This is a genomic window from Haloarcula sp. Atlit-120R, from assembly GCF_003665885.1.
In the GTDB taxonomy this organism is placed as follows: Archaea; Halobacteriota; Halobacteria; order Halobacteriales; family Haloarculaceae; genus Haloarcula; species Haloarcula taiwanensis.
This window is the reverse complement of record NZ_QPLN01000012.1, coordinates 1-21,849: the sequence shown is the minus strand read 5'-3', so window position 1 is coordinate 21,849 and position 21,849 is coordinate 1. Positions and strand designations below refer to the sequence as shown.

The window sequence follows — 21,849 nt, the reverse complement described above, 5'->3', positions numbered from 1 at the left end:
TACTGAACCTACGACTGCTAACCGAAGTTTTCATCCGTTTTAAATTTCTGTTAATTAAGCAGAGTTACACGCGCGATAGATAAAATCGAAAACACTCGCTACTTAGGGAAGTCGGTCACCGCAGCCAGACAAGTGAAATACGCGAGCGAACTCCCGGCACGGAGCGCTGGCCGTGTAGTTTCATTTGGCGTTGATCAAGCAAAGCGCCCGTTCGCGCGATACTCACTACGTAACTCACGGACGGTCGGGAAGGTGGTTCGGACACGTCGCTATGTGGCCGACAAAACGCCTCAGAAGGTATACGATCTGAATACCAAGCAACGGAAGCTCTCAGCCCGATACTTCCGAGATGCCGACCTTGGCGGTCGCTCCCCGTCGGAACTGGAGGCCGCCGGGAAGCTGATGGCCGAGAACAATCCCAAGCAGGTCTCACGGATGCTGCGTCGGATGGACGACGGCCAGCAGGCGGCGTTCTTGAGCGATGATCTCGACGAAGCGGCGCGGGCGGACTTATATAAGGCTTGGAAAAACGGCGACAATGTACGTGCCAGCGATGTTGCAGAAGCTTCCAGCGCTGACCCGCAGACAGTGCGGCTCATCGCGGATGGCTCCGGTGATGTAGACGACGCATATGATCGGGCAGTCATTCAAGCAGCCAACAGCGATAGTGTTGCTTCCAACAAGCAACTCAAGCGAGTTGTCCGGAAAGTCGACGAACTTGACGGTACTCGGCAACGCCGGGCCAAGCAACTCATCGCTGAGACTGACGGTGCTGGCGTCAAACTCGTCGACGAACTCGACGACAACACACTCAGAAGGACACTCCGTGACAGCGATGTTGAAATCGACGAGCTATCCCGCGCAACTCGGAAATACGGCGGGCTTGATGAAGACGACGCCCGGCAGTTCCGCCGCATCCTCGATGACGATGATCTTCGGAAATCCTGGGTCCGCGCTGCAGGCCACCCGGACATCTCCACGAGTGCGGTTAGAACAGCTCTCAAGCAGTCTGACTCTGTCAGCGATGACGTCTCGATCAGCGAATTCAAACCCGCTTCCGACATCGACGTGGATTCAGATCCATACTATTCGTCGTGGTACGACAACCCGCGCGACCCGTATGATGACAACACCATCGTCATCGACGGGAAAGCCGACGATTCACTCACAGTGTATCGGTTCTGGGATCCGGAAAGAAACAACCACGAGGCCGGACCCTGGGTGACCGACGCCGACGATATCGATCGGTTGCGCAGCGACGACAGTGTCGCGCCGGCGGACATTGTCGACCGATACGCGCTTCCCGGCGACGCCGACAAGGTTACCAGGCTTGATGTCGATGAAGGAACCAACGTACGTATCAGTGAAGCCGGTGAGAACTTCGGCAACGATGGTGGAGGGATTCAGTACGAGATCCGTGGAGACGATATGATGGACGAAAGTAGTGAACTCAAACTCGACGATCTCCCTGCCAACAAGGACGGACAGTGGGATACTGATGAGTTCTTGAGCGGTGAGACGCTATGAACCTCGATATTGGATGGGACCGTGTCTCGATCAATGGGAAAGAAATTCGCTTTCAATATCCCATCGATGATTCGATCGTGTCCGAAGAAGAGGTTATCCTACGCCTGGTCAATCAAAACAAGCCTCTAAAGGAGTACGATTTCAAAATCGACGACCCGGGACGAAACGTGGTCGCGCTGACTCCTACTGGTGAGCTCAAGTGGGTAATTGAACCGGTAGACGCCAGCGATGAAGACGGCTATCATGGCTACTTGTGGACTGTTCAGGATCGCTTTTTGACTGGACATACGAGCGGAAACATCGAGTTTGACCCCGGAACCGGGACGATCAGGGATCACTGGTCGCGAAATCACTTCCCTATCGGAGACGAAATTGTCGAACTCAGCGGTGAGGTCTCCCGGGTTGTTGAATTCGAAGATGCCATCTTTCTGCGGTGTAAACAGGCCACCCACGACCTCTATGCCTTCGAGACTGACGGAACCGAACGCTGGCGGTCGGACGCTGACGAACGCCGCGGGATCATCTTCGTCGAAGACGGCGAGCTGTATGAGCGAACAGCGGAGAACCGCACCACCGACCATCGCTATCGACTCGATCCCGTGACTGGTGAGCGCTTCGACCGGGAAGTCATCGACACTGGCTTGTGGTGACGGCACGCATCCCGTAAACAGCTATACTCCAATGCCAAATCCATACGCCGATGACTCAATCGTCATGGAGGGGACGACCAGCGACGCGACAGAGTACCTCCAGTTCCAGCCCAACAATCTACCTGGCGACTGCTGGCTCCACCGACGAGACCAGTTCGATTCGACAGTTTCGGAGCCAGATATCCGCGATGAGTATGCCTTGCCAACGGATAGCGCTATCACCGTTCGCGTCATTGAAGTCCCAGCTGATGTTGACATCCGGATCGGGACTCTCGGCCCAGTGAGCCAGCGGTCAGGAGGGGCCGATCTAGTCGAACTCCGCAATTATCAAACTGTCCCCGGGGAGTGGGAGCAAAATTCCACCTCTCTTGAAACGTTCCTCAGTTTGAGCTAACTAGTGACTGTGGAGTATCTATATATCGAATTCGTCTATCCCACAGGGCAAGCCCAAGTGATCTTGGACAAACTTCGGGAAGCGTTGAATGAATGGGACGCTATTGAGTTGGGACACCTAGTGATAAAACCTCAAAAATTCGGAGCAGTCGGGATTGAAAAGTACAATGATATACTAGAGCATTGGCCACTTGAAGAGAGTGAAATTGCTCACGAGACTACACGTAGAAGTGTCGACTTTGACGACTTTCCGACAATTCAATTCACCGTTAAGGATCTCCAATATCTGAAAGGCGGTGCCGATCACCCCCTGGACGTTGGGTCCGATGAACCGCTTCGGGAACTGCTCGATATTCTCAAGTTCTGTTACACGACCACCGAGGAACGCCCTATAGCCGTCTATAGCACTACTCCCGATACACCGCTCGACTTGCGGAAGCCACCTATTACGGCTGAATCAGTCGCCAATAGCCGGTTTACGTATCTTCCGTGGTTAACCATCCTTCCACCGGCGATGGTTGAGGAGTACGGTCGAGAAACTGTTTTATCGACTCCCGCCTGGCACGTTGATGAGTTAGACGACGGCTCGGTTCTACTGGTCTGCCACAACGACATCGTAGACTGGGACAAAGATTGTCGAACTGCTGCCCAACACATTGGGCTACCGTCGTACCGTGAACTCGGCTGAGTAGATCATCGAAGCTCAGACGGCTGGTCGACGCCGCCGACTCGGCGGTGCCCTCTCGGGTGCCAAACGGCGTCAAGCCGACGGCACTACGGCGGGCTGGGAAAGTCGACGACTCGGTCCCCGACGCGACCGAGCGCGACCCGATGATGAGTGCGCTGCTCGACGAACGGATTCCGCCGTCGTTCGTGCGACTCGATGACGCGGACGATGAAAACGTCGTCACGAGGGTCATGAATCTCGACACCACCGTGAGTAAGTTCGAACTCTTGCTTAGTCTCGGCCGCGTCGCCCAGCAGGACGATTTCACGGCCGAGGACCTCGACTCGATGGAAGGAGCGCTGGATACGCTGAACGAACTCGACGACAATGAGAATATCGACCAGTACATCGAAGCGAAGCTGCTGTAAGTAGTGACGAAGGCCGCGAGTGACAGTGTCCTTAGCGAGGGTTCGACGTAGTGTAATCCTGCAGACTTAGAATACGATATGGACTCTCCAGCGATGATGCTTGTCCTGAGTCAGTGACAGCGCGGAGTTATCGCTTTGATATAAACACGCTGCGGCTGCTTTACCTATCCGGCACTGTCTAGCTCCGGATCTTCTCAGCTGGCGTTTTTCCATCAAGAGCTTGGTTCGGTCGTTCGTGGTTGTAGTGGTGTCTGAAGCGTCTTAACCACTGTTTCGCGCTGGATTGACTGCCCCTCCAGAAGGAATGGAAGCGGTCGATTCGCATGGTCACAGTCTGGAACCATTTTTCGATGTGGTTCCGGATTCGATAGTCAAGCCGACCGCTCAAATCGTGACGTGAGAGGGCAGTCAGATAGCCGCCAGCATCAACGAGAAACACTGTATCGGCAACATCATGTTTCTGAGTGAGCCGGTGCAGGAACGCCGCCGCGGGGTCAGTCCCGCGGCGGCTGAACACGTCAACTTCGAGAAGCAGCTTTGATTCGGTGTCGACAGCGGCGTACAACCACTTCTTTTCGCCGTCTATCTCGATTTGTTTCTCATCGACCGCGACCCGCGACGGCTCCGCCGTCGGCGGGTCGCTCTGTTCCTCAGACAGTGTATGCACCCAATTCCAGACAGCACCGTGAGAACGATCGACACCCAGTAGGTCTAAAATAGCAACCGTCTCCCTGATCGACAGCCCCGCAGTATGGAGACGCACCCCAAACCGCCGGACGGGTGTCGGGGTGCGCTCATTCTCCCAAACGTCTTGGCTGTCCTTATCTAACGTTTCTCTGAGGAGGTCTGCGAGTGGCATGAACACTTCTCGCTACGACCTCCTCGCTTCTCAAACTCGCTCAACTAGACAGTGCCAGGAGAAACATCTATCAAATCTATCAGACATCAGCTACTGAATACAGGGCGCATAGTCAGTAAACCCGATCACAATTAGAGACCAACGTAACCGCTCAGTCCATGATACTCGGCACAGAATACCCCCTTTTTCCGGGTCAACCACAGGATGCTGAACCTACCGTGTGGAAATGACACGTTTCGATGTCCGCGACAGGTGCAGTAATTGAGTACTGTCGGAATCGCATTGGCCAGACTATACTCGGTAATCTGGACGATGGCACGAGATGCGGTTTTGAACGATCTACACGCCTTATGCCGGTTGGCCACGATGAAGATTTCGTGGTTCAAATGGCACAAGAAACACCGCGGGGAACGCAGGGCATCGAACAGACCAACGCGGTACGAGACAGCCAGTCGTGGCAACACGGCGTGGAAGCGGGACTCATCGGCGGACTCGTGATGGGCGTGCTGTTTTCGCTGTTGATGCCGCCTGTCATCGAGAACGCGATCCCAGCACTGGTCGGCCTGTCCGGCGGGTTCGTTGGCTGGGCCGTCCACATGTCGATCAGCGCGGTGTTCGGCGTCGTCTTCGCTGCGGCGCTGACACAACCTCGACTGGCAACCGTCGGGGAGTCAGTCGGCGGCGTTGTCGGTTTTGGTCTCGGGTACGGCGCGGCCCTCTGGATCGTTGCCGCCGGCGTCGTCATGCCGTTGTGGCTGTCGGCCGTCGGCTTCCCCAACCCTCCGCCGTTGCCGAACCTCGCCGTGATGGGCCTGCTGACGCACCTCGTGTTTGGGCTCGTTCTTGGGGTGAGTTACCACTACCTGCGCTGAGTCTCTGTTACTCGCCCTTCTCCAGAGCAGTGTCCCTTTGCACGCTTACTGAGCAGTGGTTTCAGGAGCTACTTGGGTAACAAACGATGGGCCGAATTGGGAGGTAGCTACACTGTCGCCGCGACGTGCTGATAGTCGGCTTGCGACGGTGTCGGCTCCGACGTCAACCCGCTGGACCCTGACGCGGTGCCTGATAGGCAGTCAGATGAGATGCTCGATTGACCCACCGTCCCGGGCTAACTCGGACTGTTCAGGCGAGGTATCTGTCTCACGTGTAGTGAGCGACTCTGGAGAAACAGCCTCTTGCATCGCCGTGAGTTTCGACCGCAGTTGGCCGCTCGTCGAGCGCACCAGCTCATCATCAGGCCAAGAATGCACTTCGAGGCCGTCGAAGCGCGTTGCCACCTGCTGGACTGTATTCAACTGTTCGAGGGCGTACTTGACCCAGTACTGGTGGCTGTCCTGCATTTGCTGGAGTTCGGTGACAACGTCGTCGTAGCCGGCTTCTTTGGCGGCGGTGAGACACTGCTAGAAGTTCGCGCCACGGGGATTGATTGGTTCGTGGAAGACCACAACCTCACCAAGCGCTCTAACGTAGCTGAGTAGCTCGTGAAAGTCGTCTTCGCCCATCGTCGGGTATGTGGTGACATCGAGATGAACACTGACACACCGGCCTGCTGGAGTTCGTCTAACGCCTGCCAGCGAGTCATCGGTGGCGGGGCGTTCGGTTCCATCGCCCTGACGAGTGTAGTGCCAAAATTAGGGGGATATCTGAAGATTGACAGGAGATAGATTTTTATTCTATTGATAACAATTGACATGGTATAGCATAATGGTGGTCTTAGAGTACGAGGTCGATATCCCCAGATCGGCAGGCAATCCAACCCATACAGAGGCTGAGTGGCGGGCAGGTGATACTGCCATCCATGCAAAGAATATTGATGACCACTATGAGTGCTTCTGGTATACTGACGCTGAAGCCCATGACTTTGTGACTACACTTGAGGAACACGCCTCAGAACATCCCGATAATATATCCGATCTATTGCAGTTCACGCGCTCCGTAAATAATGGTGAGGAGGTTATCGTTGAAAACCAAGCTGATGCTGAACTCCTTGCTAATTCTAGTGGGACCACGTATATTGAGTGCAAGCTTGGTCCCGTGACTGGCTATTGGAAGGAGGAGTCACCGATACGTAATGATTTGCCGGACTTCCCTCACTTAGTTCATATTTCTGGCCCATACACATCACTTGAGTCACTTAGGGTGCTGTACCACGCACTCGCACCTGATGGGTTGACTGTTGAGGACCGAGACGAACTGATTGGGGCAGCAATCAATTTCATCCAACAATAACAAACGATGGCCACGACACAGCGACAAGACTGCCGGACAACTGACCACGCAATCCATTTTGATGCGGAGACCGAAGGAGATTGTAACACTCACTGTGAACTGAGGAGTTCACCGCAGGACGGAACCCGACTCAAAATAACACTCGACAACCAATTGCCCCAGACGAACGTATTTGCACGAGTTGAACTCAATAGCTCAACCGGCGATACGGAGTACCGACCGCCGAACGAGGTTTGCCGTCCGATTTACAGCGGTCCAAATACCACCACCATTGAGTTCCTCCTTTGGCACTCCTCAAACCAAGTTGGAATAAAAGACACCATAGATATCGATATCTACTATAGCCGGACGTGGCCGGCTTGCAATGGGGCCAAACAGAATCCTTCACAGTCGCTACACCAACTGAGTATCACGCTGAACCCTGAATTTGAGTACATTTGAGTTGTTCCCGGAGTCGTGTCCGAACATGTTTTCAATTTGCTGCAAATATCGTTCAAAATACTACCATTCGTAGTAATCATTTTATTCGAATTGAGTCCGATATCATTCCGCGGCACATTTGAATCCGTATTTAGCGATTCTTTTGAAAGCACGCGATACCGGCTAATTGACGAATCAGGAATCGAGATTCTCAGGGAGGAATTTGAGGGAGAGGGAAGTATCACGCAGAGCGATATTCAACTGGCATTCGGACGGTTGCAGACACAGGCTGGACTTGATGACGAAACCACCCGGAAAGTGGTAGCAGATTTTGCTACTTTCTCTAATGACCGGCTGAGTACCAGACTCAGTCTATCTGTAACAGGGATATCTATTCTGGGTATTATTTTAGCTGAGGTTGCAACAATGGTCTCCACTTGGTGCCGGTTCATCCAGTCTGCAGTGCTGCTCACTCTATTCGCTGGCTTCGTAATCGTCGTCACTAACCTGTGGATTAGCCAGCGCTTCGAGGTTGCCGGCGCTCATGGTTACTCAAGGAATATCGAACATGGACGTCCTCTTCTCCCGAAGCAGCGTATTTTATTCAATTTGTTAGTTATTTGTGCAATTTTACTGTTTGAGATTATTTTCTGATTTTGTTCATGCTTAGATCTGGGTCCCAGGCATCGAACTCACTGCCAGTCAGTAGCGGGCATCAGAAAGACACATACGGCGGCCCAGTACCAGATTGGGGCATGCATGAGGATGTTGCTGACGCGACCGCCTTGGCGGTAAACCGCGTCCTTGATGAGTTCCTCGCCACGTTGGCTGAGGATGTCTCCAAACGTGCATTCAAGCGGCTCCTGTTCGGGAAACAGACACTCGGGGACGTTGATCTCGGCTACAAGCCTGAGACATACACTCGGTTCAACCTCGTTGAGCCACTGCTGACAGCCATCGATCTGGAGTATCAACTCGAACCACGGAGTACCGATATCAACCGAGATCGGTGGCCGGATATCAAGCTCACGAGCTCAGCGATTCCCTATATCGGGGAGGTGAAAGCACTGAATGATATCGAGAGTGGGCGCGAAGAGATCAAGGAATACCTGGGGATTGATGGGTTCATCGCACCCTATGGCATACTAACTGACGGTGCCGAATGGCTCGTCTTTGGCCCGCCGGATGACGGCGGCCGAACCTCGAATCCGGTCGTTCGCAAGCACTGTTCGCTGGCTGATGCGCTCAAGACCGTTGCGCTGGTGGAGGGGCACTGGGAAGAGGATTTGCTTTCGTCGAAGATTCGGGCGACTGGTATCGACCAGATTGAGGCGTTCCCGCGGACGTTCCATGCCGATGAATTGGATGCATGGGCGCTGGAAAAGATGCCACCGGCGTACCGAGCGGAGTTCTTGAGTGAACACGAATCGCTGCAAGCCTCACTGGATGGCGTGTGGGAGTGATCAAATATGATTGAAGAATTCTATTGTGAGTGAGCAGGTTATTTGATTAGCGGTGATTCACTGCTGTTGTATGGAGGTTAAGAAGGGCGAAGTATTCGAATTTCCAAGTGGTGGATATGTGATTATTGCAGAGGATAAACAACTAGAGGGTAGGTGGGATGAAGTTGATGTCGTTTGGCATCTCACAGAGGATCTTGGTGATTACTACCAAATGGAATTGAACGATCTGACTTCTTTAGATAGAACCGGCAAAACGGTTGATGTCCCCGGGAACGATCCTCTGACTAAAATTGACCGTGAACTTGGCTTCGTACATGAATCGTGTAACCGCGAGATAGTCACGCATAAAGACTTCTTTAGCCTGGGAGGGCAGTGGTCACTTGATGTGATGATTGGTGTAATTGAACACATTATAAAAGAGGTTGTGGGTGGAGTTGTCGCGTTATTGATTGAGCTAAAGAGCCTTGTCGAAAACTATCGTAAAATATCGACATTCTCTCCCGAGGAGTGGTTCGAGAACGTGCAATTGAGGGGAGGGACGTATCATTGTCAACGGTGTGGTGGCGAAATCGTCTCTCTTGAGGGGCTTTAGCGCCCGCAGGGCAAGAAACAGAGGGTGTATTCAGCGCACTCCCGAATTAGTGGCAGAATCTCCTAGACGTTTTAGTACACCTTTGTTGTCTAGTGCCGATACATGAGTCAGGCCACACTCGGGTCCCCCTACCGGAATTCTGACCTCTTTGCGGGCTACTATCTCGACGAACGGGTCGCCGACCTGGACGACTGGGAATGTGACGACGACGCGGCGCAAGCTTTCGAGGACCTCCAAGCACTCTGGGAAGCCGAAGGCGACCTGCTACCGTCGTACAACGAAGACGAGCTGCTGGGTGCATGGATCGACGAAGTACTCGATATCCTCGGCTTCGATACACTGCAGGAGACGACACTCCCAGACAGCGGCGGGTACAACGACCGCTTGCTCTTCGAGTCTGCCGACGCCCGGCGGGATGCGGCGCGCCAGAAACGTGACGGCAACACCGAGGGCATGTACGGACTGTCGGCGGCCGTACTTGAGGCCAAGCAGTGGGACGCCGATTTCACCGAGCGGTTTAGCGAACAGCGCTCCTATCGCGATGCCTCACACCAGATCAAATACTATCTGGAGCACACGCCCGAGCGGGTCGCCTGGGGCGTCCTCACCAACGGCAAGCAATGGCGGCTCTATGGGACCAAGGACTACGCGACCGAGACCTACTACGAAGTGAATCTCCCGGAACTGCTGGAGGAGGGTGATCTGGAGGCGTTCAAGTACTTCTATGCGTTCTTCCGGCCCGAAGCATTCCGTGAGACGGCAGGCACGTCGTTTCTGGATACGGTCTGGAACGAGAGCGAAACGGCCGCCCAGGAACTCGGGGAGGACCTGCAGGACAACGTCTTCACCGCGTTGCGGGTGCTTGGCGAAGGGTTCATCCACACGAACGATCTCGATATCGATCCCGACGACGAGGACGCACGAGCGGAACTGAAAGAGCAGTCGCTGGTGTTGTTGTACCGGCTGATGTTCGTGCTGTACGCTGAATCGCGGGGGTTGATCCATCCCGACGATCCCGACGCCCAAGACGAGTACGAGGAACACTTCAGCCTCGATCAGTTGCGGGCCGACATTCACGAGGATATCCAGTCCGGCGACAGCTTCGAGGACTACAGCGGCCATTCGACGCGGATGTGGAACCGACTGGAGAACCTATTCGGGTTGGTCGACGAGGGAGAGCAGTCGCTGGGGATTCCACCCTACAACGGCGGGCTCTTCGACGAGGACCAGCACGAGTTCCTCGCCGAAAACGAAGTCTCGGACCGCCACATCGCCGAGGTGATCTACCGGCTCGGGACGACTGAAGGCGACGACGGCGAATTCGTGCTCGCCGACTACGCCGACCTGGACACACGCCACCTGGGGAGTATCTACGAGGGACTGCTTGAACACGAGTTCCGTATCGCGCCTGCACAGTACGCAGCGGTTGCCGAAGACGGTGGACAGGTGTGGAAGCCGGCGACGGAGGTGAGCGTCGCTGACGCCGTCGAGACGGTCGACCAGGGCGAGCTGTACGTGGTGAACGACGACGGCGAGCGGAAGGCGACGGGCGCGTACTACACGCCCGACTATGTGGTGAGCTATATCGTCGAGGAAACGGTCGACCCGCTGCTGGACGATATCAAATCGGAGCTGGCAGCCGACGGGCTGGAGCCGAGCGAAACCGAGTACTTCCGGCGGTTCTGGCAGCAGGTGCTGGATCTGAAGATTCTGGACCCGGCGATGGGGTCGGCCCATTTCCTCACGAGTGCAACCGGCTATCTGACCGAGCAAGTGATGGAGGTCGTTCGCGAACAGGAGATCCAGGGCTACGACGAACAGGAGTTGCGCCGGGAAATTGCGAAAGAATGTATCTACGGCGTCGACGTGAACGGCATGGCCGTTGAGCTGGGGAAACTCTCGATGTGGCTGGAGACGCTGGCCGCTGACAAGCCACTGGCGTTCCTGGACCATCACCTGAAGACCGGGAACTCGCTGGTGGGCTCGGATATTACGGAGGTGCTGAGTGACGATATCGAGGAGAACGGCGGTCAGCTAACGCTCGGGCAGGCGTTTGCTCGGGCCCGACAGCAGACCCTTGAGCACGTGATGGACCTGATGCAGGACCTGCTGGCTATCGACAACGACGAGCTGGCAGACATCAAGTCCATGGAGGAACTGTACGGCGAGATCCGCGAGGACCCGCTGTACCAGCGACTGTTCGAGGTCGCGAACGTCCATACAGCTGAGCAATTCGGGTTGGACGTACCCAACGGCGTGTACGAGGATATGGCCGGGGCGATTGAAGACGAAGCTGAGTGGGCTGAGATTCGTGGCGAAGATTGGTTTGGGACAGCCCAGGCGATGGCTGCTGACGAGGACTTCTTCCACTGGGAACTGGAGTTCCCCGAGGTGTTCTTCGGGGAAGATGGGTCGAAGTTGGACGGGGCCGGGTTTGATGCAGTGGTTGGGAATCCACCATATGTTGTTATTGAAGGACAACTTGAAGACTATCTTCGATCGGTCTATGACTCTCCACAATACTTTGTGGACTTATTCCACGTCTTTATCGAGCAAGGAATCGATCTCTGTCGGAGTGATGGTGGATTCGGTTATATTGTACCTGAACCATGGCTTACAATGGAGAATACTGAATCATTACGCGGGGTGGTTCTCGAAAATACCTGGATTAGGCGTGTAACCCGTTTTGATGGGAAAGTCTTCGAAGATGCTACTGTCGACACTATCACTTTACATCTTCAGAAGACTTCTCCGGGGAGTGTTGAAGTTGCACAGCAGCACAATTCCAGTGGGGAAGATGGGGAAATTGAGATACTCAATTCTATCTCTCAGGCAGAATTTACTGAACGAGAAGAGAAACGGATCGAAGTGCGACAAACCGCTGAGGAACAAGCAGCACTTGACCGGATTACCGAGAGTACCTCAACAATTGACGATATAGCTGATGTGTCAATCGGGATCCAAGCATACAATAGCTCGAAACACTCTGAAGAAATTATCGAATCCCGGGCATTCCACGCTGATCACAAGGCTTCGGAAAACCATTTACCAGAAGTTTCAGGGCAAGATGTTTCGCGATATCTCATCGAACACGATGGTGAAACTTGGGTAGAGTACGGCACTCACCTTCACGATTACCGGCCCATGAGGTTCTTCAGTGAACCGCGGATTCTTGTCAGAGAGATAACTGACTCGGGCCGATACAAAATCCACGCTGCATACACTGACGATGAAATATGTAATTATAAGACAGTATTGAACGTCCTTCCGCATGCGTCCTACTCGCCATTCTACATTCTATCTATACTGAATTCGGCGTTGATGTCTTGGATTTTCCCACGGACATCTAACAAGGTAGTATCTGATACATTTCCTCGAATCTCTGTAGCAGATATTGAATCCCTACCGATTCCTGCCATTGAGATAGATACTACTCTTGACGACGTGCCGAATCTGTTCGATAGTACTGAACGCGAGAGAGGTATTAATGAGATACTTTCGAATCTCGACACCGATATTGAAAGAGGTGCTACCCTCCATGAACTTGGCAAACAGAACACCAACCTCACTCAACAACTTACTGACCTCAATCTCTCCCTCACCGACCATCTCGGTTCATACTCCGACGGCCCTACTCTCGCTGACGTAGGCCTCACCCAACCCCCAGAGGATTCTGCTGACTCTATCCTCCAGCAAACTACCGAACAAAAGCCGAACCTTCGCATCGGCGAAGCCAGCGTTGTCCGAGAGTCCGACAGCACAGTCGAAATCCAACTCACGGCGCGGTACAAACCTGACGACGAGGATGCTTATGAGACCGACCAGTGGGGCTATACGGAGACTGAACCCCTGCCGGCGCTGCGGATTACCGACCTCACCGAAACGGAGGGTGACCTGATCGAGGCGTTTGTGCCGGTCGCCGTCGACGAGGCCGGTGGCTTCGCTGACTTCCGTGAAACGGCGACGAAGACGAACTCGCTGGTAGATCGGCTTCGGAAGCTGACGCTGCCCGCCGTTGACGACGTTCGCGATGGCTTGGCAAGCTACATTGAGACGGTAGAGCGAGCTGACGAATTGGAAGCGAAGATCGAGCGGACTGACGAACTGATCGATGAGATCGTCTACGAGCTGTATGGGCTGACCGACGAGGAAATCGAGATTGTCGAGGAAGCGGTTGGGGAGTGAGTATCCTGGATGGAGTGGCCTAACCCATAATGGGCGTTCACAGGAGAATTGTTTGTTAGCAGTACAGTAGAAAGCTGTCTGGCTAGTCATTAAGATGCCCCAAACAAACTGTGTGGACAGAATCGATTGGTACAGGTGCCGAGGAGCTACCTGTTCCGTACTGAAAGCCTATATAAACACCTAGGTGGATTCAGCAAGAAACCAAATCCATGTCACAGAAACACGCTGGTAAAGATCTAGTGACCGATCGGGATGATCCTGAGGGGAGTACAGCCACTGAATATGATAGCAAGATCACTATGCTACGGGCCGAGCGCCATGATGAAATTACGATAGAGGGTGTTGTCACGGTTGTTGACTCCACTCAAAAAATACCAGACTCATTGCGTGTTCAGCAACGCAATTCGACCTATTTCGGACCGAAGCTCAAACTCACAGATGGTCTCTCTGATTATATGCTCACTGCTCCCGGTCCTGATTCGGAACTCCTTCTCTGGACCGCTGAAACAGATGCTGACGGGTTTCGTAATGGCTGGCAGAAATTAGCTGAGGTAACAACCTCCTTTTCTGGCCAACAGCCACAGTATGACCTCTGCCCATACTGTGGAAACCCCCTCAAAACGCTTGAACACGAACGAAAGGCAGCTGTCGGTCAGTGCTCAGATGACGACTAACACCGTCAAATGAAGTCGTCAAGGCCGCTCTGGTTCTGACCGTCGTCGAAGCCATCGCGAACGGTCTGATACGCGGTAGCTGTCTGAGGTCTGACCCCGCGCTTCGAGGTCACACTTTGGAACGCTGTCCCTGACTCAATCTCCGATTGGAGGTGAGTCGCAGCTTGTCCCATCAGTTCCGCGTTGACGAGTTTTTCAAGCCGTCGGCGTTTTTGCTTGGATTGTGCGCCCTCTTTCACCACATACTCTGGATCAAAGGACGAATCCGCCGGGAGTTCCTGTGGTAGATCTGCCAGCAGCACCTCGCGCCGGGCGAACGATGTCTCGTCGAATAGTTCGAACGTCACCGTCTCTTCCTCTTCATCGTCAAAGGTTTCCGGCGGTCTCCGAGGCGGAACGTGGCATTCTCCAATGATATCGAGACCAAGACCTAGCGCGGCTAAATCAGCGGCAGGAGCCATGCCCAATTCTGCATCATTACTCCCAGCGCTGAGGTTGATGCCATAGAATAGCACGTCTTCCTCGATGCCACGCCGGGCTATATTCCGCATCATCGGTTCGATTACCGATACCTGCCGTTTGGATGTCGCCTTGAGACGGTCCATATTCAGGCAGTAGGCGTAGATCTCTTGGCGCTCGTACACGCCCATCAGATCCTGCACGTTCTCCCAGCTCAGTCTGGGGGAAACCGTACCCATAATGAGGGCTTCTGGCTGCAGCTTGCGCGCAGTGTCGATGAACGTGTTCACGCCAGTCCGATACTCTTGATATGGGACTGTCTCGGCCTCATCGTCTGTTTCGACCGCCCGAGCAAGTTTGTACTGCAGCGGCGTGACCAGTACGTCAGAGTAGGTCCCAAGGAGATCAATGATGAACTCTGCTTCGACTTGCTGGAGTGCCCGTGTTTCCTCGAAAGCCAGAAACACGACATTGAGTTCACCATCGTTGGTCTTGTTGACAGCCCGTTGGAGGCTGGATCGTATTGCGTCGCTCTCGCCCTGGCGCTCTTCACGGAGTTGCTGGGCGTCGACGGTCCGATAAATCTCGTTGACCCCGGTGCTTTCATCGCTGAGTTCGGGGTCGTCATCACGTCGCTTGGATACAGGGATAGCCTTTGCTGGCGTGTCGACGGTCTTGTCGCTGACATGGAGTCGTCGACGCGGGAACAGGCCGTTGTTGCTGAACGATTCTGTCGTAACGTTTGGTCGTACCATTCGTTAGGTAGGTGTGCCACCAGATTGCCCTATGGGATACCACCCGCTCCCCCGTGGAAAATAGGGCGCTGTGTGGCGGTTCGGCGGGGTAAACAGATTACTTTCACTGTGCGACCCGGAATTAAGTGACATCAGTCCTACGGTGCTGATGTCAACTCGCGTTGGGAAACCGAGGAGACCGCACAGTTCAGCCTCTTGAACGTTGGCTCGTTCAGGAGTACCAAGACTACGGATATTCGTCGTCATTTTTTGCCGATGATGTCGGTACATTCGTTGGGCTCTGTTTTCCTTAATACTGTCTAGACCGGGGTGAAAGTAAAACGGATTTCCGGTCAATCGCCAGACAGAATGCTGATATCCAATTGAAATGAGTGGGGGTGAGCGGGTATATACGATATCATGAGTTGTGAATCGTGGAATACGATAGGTTACATTCCTCCAGAGTGAGATCTGCTTGCTGCCCGTGCCAAGAAACAGCGGGCAGTGGTCGGATTTTGGTGAGACGGCCACAACCAGCCACTAAATAATCGCTGCTTGGGATGGCAAGTGACCCAGTGCTTTCTTTTCATCCATCCGGCACACGGCAACCTATCATTACATAAACCAAGATACATACTATATTCGACTTAGAGATGATATACGTCAATATCTATTTTGTATGAGTGAGTAATAGATCACAGATAGCATGGAAGGACCGAACCTTCAGGATGAAGACTATATCGACCAGCATGATCCACATCCCTCTGAAGTTCGGGACGAAATGGAAGATGCTCACCGAGATGGCACCAGAGGATGGTATCCAGAGGACACGGAAGATGACACTCCGATTTGGCGGTATATGGACTTAGGTAAGTTTATCTCTCTAATTCAAACCAGCCAACTCTGGTTTTCTCATACGTCTAAATTTGAAGACCCATATGAGGGTCGGTATTCCAAAACAGTAGCTGAGGGGATCCAACGTGAAAAATGGGGTATAGAAGAACCCTTAGAGGAGGATACTGAGTTTTTCATAGAAGACGGTGCTGACCATTACGTTAGTTGCTGGAATCGGAAAAAGAACCAGTCAGCAGCTCTCTGGGAATTATACACTGAAGGTAGTAATGGTGTGGCGGTTAAATCAACTGTGGGTGAATTAAAAAGAGCCGTCACCGGGTTACCTGAAGATGAAATTGATCATCAAATGGAATTTGGAAAGGTGAAATATCATGTCACTGGTGATGAGGCAAGAGGCCACTATGCGCCCATCTTCACAAAAAGAGATATATTTGAGTTTGAGAAGGAATATAGGGCCGTATTAACTGTATTTGATCGCTTGGAGGATACCGACATTGAGGAGGCGAAAATCAGGTCTGGAGTAGGAATTGGTTTGGAAGTTGATCTGGATATACTGATTAATGAAGTATATGTCTCTCCGGGCGCGGGCGGCTATCTACAGGACGTTGTTGAGTGTATCGAAAGAGATTATCGACCGGCTTTTTCGATTGAAAGGTCGACAATATTCGACCATCCGTTGGTAGACTCGAGCTCTTGACGATGATATATTAGTGGCACCGAGCAACAAACGTCAGTCCGAAAGTAAGGCGTTAGCCGGCTAACCTACTACGATGAGTATGCCCACCATTTGTTGGTTAGCGTCTTCCCCCTACACTGTCGCCGCGACGTGCTGATACTCAGCTTGCGACGGCGTCGGCTGCAACGTCAACCCGGCCAACGCTAACTCCCTGAACACTTCCGGCGGCACACCCTCCGCGTCCCGAAGCACGGCGTCGAGTGTCCACTCGCCGTACTGACTCGCGCTCGGCGCGAGCACGTCGACGGACTCGGTCGGCACCTCCTCTTGGATCGCCCGCGCGGCTCGACGAACCCGCTGCCGTTCCTCCACAGTGCAGCTCACACCTCGAACAAAATCGCCAACAAGTGAGCTGTTGACTCCAAGGAAGAGTGGTCGGCCTTGGAGTAGTTCGCGTGCGGTACGGTCAGTATGTCAATACACTTTAACAGACGGGCCTTTTATTTGTACATATGTCTGAAGGCGGGACATCTTTCGTTGTTTCCGACAAGCTGAGCAAGAGCATTCATAAGGCGGATCTATATAATCAACTCAATGAAGATGTTCGACTAAGCACATGGGAGTGGTTCATCGGCCACTCTGTCGATTTCGATGTTTTGGTTTTAGATATGCAACTTTCTGATTATACGACAGATGACTTTCGAAATGGGTCAGCAAGAATTACTGAGAATACAGGTGCTTTTTATAGGTTTTTCAAAGATTTTGTATCAGATATCTCGTATCTGCTTGAATCGGGCGATTCAGTCGTTGTACTACTTGATGATCCTATTCCAGTGGCAGAAGGAGGTCAACTGAGGCAGGGTGAGATTATTCATAGCGACTACTGGCTGGAATCACTATCAGTTCTTAACGGCTGGGGAACCAAATCGGATTCCTCACAGACCGTCATCTCCGAATTAGAGCCGGTACGAGAGTATTTCCATGCGGTTAGCTCTCACTACCGGTTAAATATCGACTATAGTACCGTTGAAGAACCAGACATCCTTGCGAAAAGCTCAGATAGAGGATATCCATCCGGTATTGCAGTAAATCAGTTTATCAACGATGCTGGAAACCGGGTTGAATCAGAAGGAACTCTGATTTTGTTACCTCAGCCAAAATCGCTGACCAAATCACACAAGATCGTTGAACAACTGGTAGACATCGGCTGGGGATATCATGATAATGACCGACCGAAGTTTGAAACTTCAGAGTCTAAGTCTGATTCAATACAACTCAGCACCTCTATTGAGAGGTTTGATGACGAACTTGTAGAACACTGCCTCTCCAAATATTCCAGAGGCGAATACGCTGATGCTGCCAGCAAGGCTCTCAAAATACTTGAGAATAGAGTCAAGGAAGCAGCAAACGATGAAATTGAATATAGTAGCACTGCCAACTTAATGCAAGCAGCGTTCAGTCCGCCAGACGGACCATTGCAAATGGGCGAGCAAGCAGGGGAACAAAAGGGCGTAATGTTCCTTTACTCAGGAGCGATCCAAGCTCTCAGAAATCCACTCGCACATCGTGTCGTAGACCCTGAGAAAGACAGATTTCTGGACAATCTTGACCAACAGGATGCCCACGATATCATCGCATTTGTTAATTTGTTACTCAACCTGCTGGCAAATCGCTTCTCAGATGAGGAAGAGTAGCGGGTTATATCGTCGCCGCCACGTGCTGATACTCAGCCTGCGACGGCGTCGGCCGCAACGTCAACCCAGCCAGCGCCAGTTCCCGTAGCACCTCTGGCGGAATACCTTCAGTATCCCGCAACACAGCATCCAACGTCCATGCACCGTACTGGCTCGCGCTCGGCGCAAGCACGTCGACAGACTCAGTAGCCACCTCCTCCCGAATAGCCCGCGCTGCACGTCGAACACGCCGCCGTTCTTCTACAGTGCAGCTCATGCCTCAACACCCCGCACGAGATCGCCGACGAGCGACCCGCCGACGTGCGGGCCGATATCCCACCCACGCTCCCGCCGGGTATATTCGCACCACTCCGATAGCGTCTCGAAGGGCGTCTCTGCCAACGTGACTTTCTCAGCATCCCCACCAGCGGCGACGACAGCCACGGCAAATTCATAGCTGTCCCAGTAATGAGCGGCACCCTCGCCGTCGACGCCGAGGAAAAGCGGTCGACCTTGGGTGAGTAGTTCGCATGCGGTACGTTCTTGTGGATTGGATTGCGTAGTTGCCATTGGTTCTTCATAGAACCACGCGCCACGGTGCTCCAACACCGGGGCGATTTCGTGCAAAATCGACCAGCGGCGCGTGTGTTCCGTGTTAATTAGCACGTGCCGATTAATCAAAAGTTTTTCGGCACAAAGAGACGAAATAGCTCATACGATGGCACGAAGGGTGAGCGTAACTGATGACGAAATTCTCGACCAATTCGAAATGGTTGATGCACCGGTTCGAACAGTGCCTGAGATGGCACAGGAGCTCCCAATTGGTCAGGATGGTTTACGCCGCCGTCTCAAAGAATTAGAAGGCGAGGGAAGGGTTGTTTCCAGACAAGTCGGTGCCCGCTCAGTAGTTTGGTGGAAGAGCTCTATCGAAGCTTCTGCCGCCCCTGAGTCGTAATCCACCAGACTTTGGCTCTGGAACCGACATCGCGACTCATCACTAAACCTTGCTCTTCGAGATCGTCCAATCGGTTTCGCACGCCATCATCAGTGTAATCCACATGCTCAGAGAGTTCTGACGCGGTAACTATAGGGTCTGGAGAGACAGCTATAGCCTGTAGTATTTCATCGTCTTCAACTCGTTTCCGGCGACCCATTAGCTCTGTATTCGAGACCATCTGAGAAAATATCACCGTTCATTCAGTTCCTCTATTGGTGCAAATTCTTCGGCACGTGCGGAACTAATAAGTCCTGTCGAGTCAATAGGGCGAGATAGGCGACGCCCACAGCAACCACCGGCGTCCCGTCGAACCCATGACCACCGGCAAGCCCACCCACGAAGAGTCGCATCGCTCGCCACCAACCCGCACTTCCGGTCATTCGGAAACCACCAGACGGCGGTACATTCGCTCACTTCCGGTCATCTTCCGGTCATCGCCTGAGCGGCTCACAAACACGCCACAGCGGGCCACAGACGAAAATCGACCCGCGAAAATCCACTTCCGGTCACGCGCGCCCCAGACTCTTCCCATGTCACCTCCCAGCGTTGGCCAGATGCATACCACGGGAGGTGGCCGATGACGACCTACCACGAACTCACCGGCTTCCAGCGCGACCTCCTGGAGGCCATCGCCGCCGTCGACGACGACCCGTATGGCCTCGCACTCAAGGACTACCTCGACGAGCGCTACGCCGACCCCATCAACCACAGCCGCCTCTACCAGAACCTCGACCAGCTCGTCGACAAGGGCCTGATCAACCGCGACGCGCTCGACGCCCGCACCAACGTGTATACGCTGACTGACGCTGGCAGACACAAGCTCCAGCGCCACGCCGAAACGCTCGCACAACTCTGTGAACTGCCCCGACCCGTCGCTGACGGAGGGACACAGTAATGGCCCGGCACCCAACGCAGCGCCGGCCTTCAGTAGTCAAAAGGGAGGGCACAGTCGGTCGATGTTGTCAGAGGCACGGTATCACTGGGCGGGTGATTACCGACTGGTACCCTACGGTAATAATCAGAGAGCTCCTACATAACCGTTGCTGTCAGGTCGTCGTTCACAGTTCGATCCGTGAGCCAGTCCGCCGCCAAACGCGACGGCGGACCGGATCGCGTGCCTCTGACAATATCCCAGTACAAAGTGCCCAACCTTGTGCTGGCAGTCGTGATCTAGCTCACAACAATAAATTGGATTTGCGGTTCACATTAGAGCCTGAATATATCTCCCGATGTCTCGGAAGACAGGCTCTGGGACCGAAACAACTGGCACAGGTATCAGACGCACGCCTGTGTGAGGTGCCCCAACCCGCCGCTGAAGTCACACTGACTCAGAAGCGTCGTGAGAACGCACGAGTTCACAGTGTCGGTCAGCAGACCACTGGTTGCCAGCTACAGGGAGCCCAGCTGAAGCCACTCATCTGCTGGTATCAAAAACCCCCCGGGGTGCTGGTCCCAAGATGGTGCGTTGCACGGACCCGGCGGCGAGGGCTCCAGAGTCGGGAACAACACCCGCATAAGTGTAGACAAAACATCATAAATAGGTCTTGTGGGGGCCGGTCACAGCGGCGCGGTCACATGACTGGTATGCCCGGCGCTAGACACACTGCAGGTACAGCGTCGCCCAAGACTAGCCAAAACGACCGGTTTCGCTGTGTAGACAATGTAAGGAATGGTGGGCAGCCGGGGGGGAGTGGCGTGCAACGCACCATTGGAAGTCGTCATCCACGACGACAGGTCCTGGTCCCAGGCCAATCGATGAATTGGGTGGGATCCATAGGGAGATGGAGCGGGGACCAGAACCCAACCGACCGGTACTCACTTGGTAAGGAAAACGCCTGTGATATCCTCCCGCAGTTTACTCATTCGCTACCCAGCGCGAACCCGCTGACAGGCCGCTCCCGACACCGGGAGGTGGCCCGATGACCGCCCAGCCGAGTGTCGGCGAGATCGTCGCCATCACGACCACCGACAGCGAGCCGCTGTTGCTGGTCTGTCACTGCCACGAGGGGTACGCTACGGGCGTGTTACTGGCCGACCTCGCAACGGAAACGCTCCATCGGCTGCGGGCGTCCGAACCCGACACAGCCACACGCAGACAGCTGGCCGACGCAATCGGTCGGACTGACGACCTGATGTCGTTCAGGGTCCCGACCACAGATTGTGCGCTGGTTGAACGCGACAGCAGCCGTCCTGGTCCTTTCGAAGGGGAGGATGCCTAATGGCCCGCGCCGACCCAGCGCCGGGCACTGCGACCGACACAGCGACCACAGAACCCGATCAGTGGCGACTCCGCTACATGGTCGGCGACCTGGAACACTACACCGAGTGGACGGCCGACTTCCCCACCATCGAGAACTACTACGACCAG

General features: G+C 53.9%; 22 protein-coding genes and 1 pseudogene. 16 read left to right on the top strand and 7 right to left on the bottom strand.

All coding sequences use genetic code 11. The features are described 5' to 3' along the window. The first annotated feature begins 273 nt into the window (after window positions 1-273). The 5 genes from DVK01_RS20730 to DVK01_RS20715 are packed head-to-tail and all read left to right on the top strand — an operon-like array spanning window position 274 to window position 3,665. Window positions 274-1,527, top strand: coding sequence for a hypothetical protein (locus DVK01_RS20730; protein ID WP_121538747.1), 1,254 nt, complete (start codon window positions 274-276; stop codon window positions 1,525-1,527). Then, entirely contained in the window at window positions 1,524-2,177 is a 654-nt protein-coding gene (locus DVK01_RS20725; protein ID WP_121538745.1) for a hypothetical protein, read from the top strand. Before DVK01_RS20730 ends, DVK01_RS20725 begins: the two co-directional genes overlap by 4 nt. A 31-nt stretch (window positions 2,178-2,208) precedes the next feature. Then, window positions 2,209-2,571 carry a hypothetical protein gene (locus tag DVK01_RS20720; protein ID WP_121538743.1) on the top strand — a complete coding sequence of 121 codons (363 nt, stop codon included), beginning with the start codon at window positions 2,209-2,211 and terminating at the stop codon, window positions 2,569-2,571. 3 nt (window positions 2,572-2,574) lie between these two features. Continuing rightward, window positions 2,575-3,258: a hypothetical protein gene (locus tag DVK01_RS22430; RefSeq protein ID WP_199722407.1), complete on the top strand. Its 684-nt coding sequence runs from the start codon at window positions 2,575-2,577 to the stop codon at window positions 3,256-3,258. A gap of 47 nt (window positions 3,259-3,305) precedes the next feature. Then, the gene (locus DVK01_RS20715) at window positions 3,306-3,665 is read left to right on the top strand and encodes a hypothetical protein (RefSeq protein WP_233562831.1); all 360 of its coding nucleotides are present in this window, start codon (window positions 3,306-3,308) and stop codon (window positions 3,663-3,665) included. Between the two features lie 178 nt (window positions 3,666-3,843). Here DVK01_RS20715 and DVK01_RS20710 read toward each other — a convergent pair whose 3' ends face one another. Further along, window positions 3,844-4,524 (bottom strand): IS6 family transposase, encoded by a 681-nt coding sequence (locus DVK01_RS20710; protein WP_121538784.1) that lies wholly within the window; start codon window positions 4,522-4,524, stop codon window positions 3,844-3,846. 386 nt (window positions 4,525-4,910) lie between these two features. Here DVK01_RS20710 and DVK01_RS20705 point away from each other — a divergent pair, with 386 nt between their 5' ends. Then, a complete protein-coding gene (locus DVK01_RS20705; RefSeq protein WP_233562830.1) occupies window positions 4,911-5,396 on the top strand; it encodes a histidine kinase in 486 nt (161 codons plus the stop codon). A gap of 201 nt (window positions 5,397-5,597) precedes the next feature. On the opposite strand, the pseudogene DVK01_RS22960 reads toward DVK01_RS20705, so the two are convergent. After that, a pseudogene (locus DVK01_RS22960) lies at window positions 5,598-6,106 on the bottom strand (radical SAM domain-containing protein). 122 nt (window positions 6,107-6,228) lie between these two features. Between DVK01_RS22960 and DVK01_RS20695 the strand changes: the two are divergent. From DVK01_RS20695 to DVK01_RS21765, 6 genes are all read left to right on the top strand, one after another. Further along, entirely contained in the window at window positions 6,229-6,753 is a 525-nt protein-coding gene (locus DVK01_RS20695) for a hypothetical protein (RefSeq protein WP_121538741.1), read from the top strand. 456 nt (window positions 6,754-7,209) lie between these two features. Next, window positions 7,210-7,827 carry a hypothetical protein gene (locus DVK01_RS20690; RefSeq protein WP_121538739.1) on the top strand — a complete coding sequence of 206 codons (618 nt, stop codon included), beginning with the start codon at window positions 7,210-7,212 and terminating at the stop codon, window positions 7,825-7,827. A gap of 101 nt (window positions 7,828-7,928) precedes the next feature. Next, on the top strand, window positions 7,929-8,636 hold the full coding sequence (locus DVK01_RS20685) for a hypothetical protein (RefSeq protein ID WP_121538737.1): 708 nt from the start codon (window positions 7,929-7,931) through the stop codon (window positions 8,634-8,636). Between the two features lie 70 nt (window positions 8,637-8,706). After that, window positions 8,707-9,228 (top strand): hypothetical protein, encoded by a 522-nt coding sequence (locus DVK01_RS20680; RefSeq protein WP_121538735.1) that lies wholly within the window; start codon window positions 8,707-8,709, stop codon window positions 9,226-9,228. Window positions 9,229-9,330: 102 nt separating this feature from the next. Next, window positions 9,331-13,413 (top strand): Eco57I restriction-modification methylase domain-containing protein, encoded by a 4,083-nt coding sequence (locus tag DVK01_RS20675; protein WP_121538733.1) that lies wholly within the window; start codon window positions 9,331-9,333, stop codon window positions 13,411-13,413. Window positions 13,414-13,622: 209 nt separating this feature from the next. Beyond that, complete coding sequence (locus DVK01_RS21765) at window positions 13,623-14,087, top strand: hypothetical protein (RefSeq protein ID WP_147435222.1); 465 nt, start codon at window positions 13,623-13,625, stop codon at window positions 14,085-14,087. 5 nt (window positions 14,088-14,092) lie between these two features. Here the strand turns inward: DVK01_RS21765 and DVK01_RS20670 are convergent, their stop codons facing one another. Continuing rightward, window positions 14,093-15,301 carry a hypothetical protein gene (locus tag DVK01_RS20670; RefSeq protein WP_121538731.1) on the bottom strand — a complete coding sequence of 403 codons (1,209 nt, stop codon included), beginning with the start codon at window positions 15,299-15,301 and terminating at the stop codon, window positions 14,093-14,095. Between the two features lie 685 nt (window positions 15,302-15,986). Between DVK01_RS20670 and DVK01_RS21760 the strand changes: the two genes are divergently transcribed. After that, entirely contained in the window at window positions 15,987-16,832 is an 846-nt protein-coding gene (locus DVK01_RS21760; protein ID WP_147435221.1) for a hypothetical protein, read from the top strand. A gap of 111 nt (window positions 16,833-16,943) precedes the next feature. Here the strand turns inward: DVK01_RS21760 and DVK01_RS20660 are convergent, their stop codons facing one another. Continuing rightward, window positions 16,944-17,195, bottom strand: coding sequence for a hypothetical protein (locus DVK01_RS20660; protein ID WP_121538727.1), 252 nt, complete (start codon window positions 17,193-17,195; stop codon window positions 16,944-16,946). Window positions 17,196-17,323: 128 nt separating this feature from the next. Here DVK01_RS20660 and DVK01_RS20655 point away from each other — a divergent pair, with 128 nt between their 5' ends. Next, window positions 17,324-18,505 carry a TIGR02391 family protein gene (locus DVK01_RS20655; RefSeq protein ID WP_121538725.1) on the top strand — a complete coding sequence of 394 codons (1,182 nt, stop codon included), beginning with the start codon at window positions 17,324-17,326 and terminating at the stop codon, window positions 18,503-18,505. Window positions 18,506-18,509: 4 nt separating this feature from the next. Here DVK01_RS20655 and DVK01_RS20650 read toward each other — a convergent pair whose 3' ends face one another. From DVK01_RS20650 to DVK01_RS23045, 3 genes are all read right to left on the bottom strand, one after another. Next, complete coding sequence (locus DVK01_RS20650; RefSeq protein ID WP_121538724.1) at window positions 18,510-18,761, bottom strand: hypothetical protein; 252 nt, start codon at window positions 18,759-18,761, stop codon at window positions 18,510-18,512. Continuing rightward, the gene (locus tag DVK01_RS20645; RefSeq protein ID WP_121538780.1) at window positions 18,758-19,054 is read right to left on the bottom strand and encodes a hypothetical protein; all 297 of its coding nucleotides are present in this window, start codon (window positions 19,052-19,054) and stop codon (window positions 18,758-18,760) included. The genes DVK01_RS20650 and DVK01_RS20645 overlap by 4 nt, the downstream gene beginning before the upstream one ends. A 353-nt stretch (window positions 19,055-19,407) precedes the next feature. Next, complete coding sequence (locus DVK01_RS23045) at window positions 19,408-19,638, bottom strand: MarR family transcriptional regulator (RefSeq protein WP_394337683.1); 231 nt, start codon at window positions 19,636-19,638, stop codon at window positions 19,408-19,410. A gap of 420 nt (window positions 19,639-20,058) precedes the next feature. Here DVK01_RS23045 and DVK01_RS20640 point away from each other — a divergent pair, with 420 nt between their 5' ends. Both DVK01_RS20640 and DVK01_RS20635 read left to right on the top strand, forming a co-directional pair. After that, window positions 20,059-20,376 carry a PadR family transcriptional regulator gene (locus DVK01_RS20640; protein WP_121538722.1) on the top strand — a complete coding sequence of 106 codons (318 nt, stop codon included), beginning with the start codon at window positions 20,059-20,061 and terminating at the stop codon, window positions 20,374-20,376. 1,024 nt (window positions 20,377-21,400) lie between these two features. Then, window positions 21,401-21,700 carry a hypothetical protein gene (locus DVK01_RS20635; protein WP_121538720.1) on the top strand — a complete coding sequence of 100 codons (300 nt, stop codon included), beginning with the start codon at window positions 21,401-21,403 and terminating at the stop codon, window positions 21,698-21,700. Window positions 21,701-21,849: the final 149 nt, after the last annotated feature.

Excerpts from the sequence above, each read along its gene's own strand:
- DVK01_RS20725 (WP_121538745.1), top strand. The coding sequence starts at position 1,524 with ATGAACCTCGATATTGGATGGGACCGTGTCTCGATCAATGGGAAAGAA.
- DVK01_RS20720 (WP_121538743.1), top strand. The coding sequence starts at position 2,209 with ATGCCAAATCCATACGCCGATGACTCAATCGTCATGGAGGGGACGACC.
- DVK01_RS20710 (WP_121538784.1), bottom strand. The coding sequence starts at position 4,524 with ATGCCACTCGCAGACCTCCTCAGAGAAACGTTAGATAAGGACAGCCAA.
- DVK01_RS20705 (WP_233562830.1), top strand. The coding sequence starts at position 4,911 with ATGGCACAAGAAACACCGCGGGGAACGCAGGGCATCGAACAGACCAAC.
- DVK01_RS20695 (WP_121538741.1), top strand. The coding sequence starts at position 6,229 with ATGGTGGTCTTAGAGTACGAGGTCGATATCCCCAGATCGGCAGGCAAT.
- DVK01_RS20685 (WP_121538737.1), top strand. The coding sequence starts at position 7,929 with ATGCATGAGGATGTTGCTGACGCGACCGCCTTGGCGGTAAACCGCGTC.
- DVK01_RS20680 (WP_121538735.1), top strand. The coding sequence starts at position 8,707 with ATGGAGGTTAAGAAGGGCGAAGTATTCGAATTTCCAAGTGGTGGATAT.
- DVK01_RS20675 (WP_121538733.1), top strand. The coding sequence starts at position 9,331 with ATGAGTCAGGCCACACTCGGGTCCCCCTACCGGAATTCTGACCTCTTT.
- DVK01_RS21765 (WP_147435222.1), top strand. The coding sequence starts at position 13,623 with ATGTCACAGAAACACGCTGGTAAAGATCTAGTGACCGATCGGGATGAT.
- DVK01_RS20670 (WP_121538731.1), bottom strand. The coding sequence starts at position 15,301 with ATGGTACGACCAAACGTTACGACAGAATCGTTCAGCAACAACGGCCTG.
- DVK01_RS21760 (WP_147435221.1), top strand. The coding sequence starts at position 15,987 with ATGGAAGGACCGAACCTTCAGGATGAAGACTATATCGACCAGCATGAT.
- DVK01_RS20655 (WP_121538725.1), top strand. The coding sequence starts at position 17,324 with ATGTCTGAAGGCGGGACATCTTTCGTTGTTTCCGACAAGCTGAGCAAG.
- DVK01_RS20650 (WP_121538724.1), bottom strand. The coding sequence starts at position 18,761 with ATGAGCTGCACTGTAGAAGAACGGCGGCGTGTTCGACGTGCAGCGCGG.
- DVK01_RS20645 (WP_121538780.1), bottom strand. The coding sequence starts at position 19,054 with ATGGCAACTACGCAATCCAATCCACAAGAACGTACCGCATGCGAACTA.
- DVK01_RS23045 (WP_394337683.1), bottom strand. The coding sequence starts at position 19,638 with ATGGGTCGCCGGAAACGAGTTGAAGACGATGAAATACTACAGGCTATA.
- DVK01_RS20640 (WP_121538722.1), top strand. The coding sequence starts at position 20,059 with ATGACGACCTACCACGAACTCACCGGCTTCCAGCGCGACCTCCTGGAG.
- DVK01_RS20635 (WP_121538720.1), top strand. The coding sequence starts at position 21,401 with ATGACCGCCCAGCCGAGTGTCGGCGAGATCGTCGCCATCACGACCACC.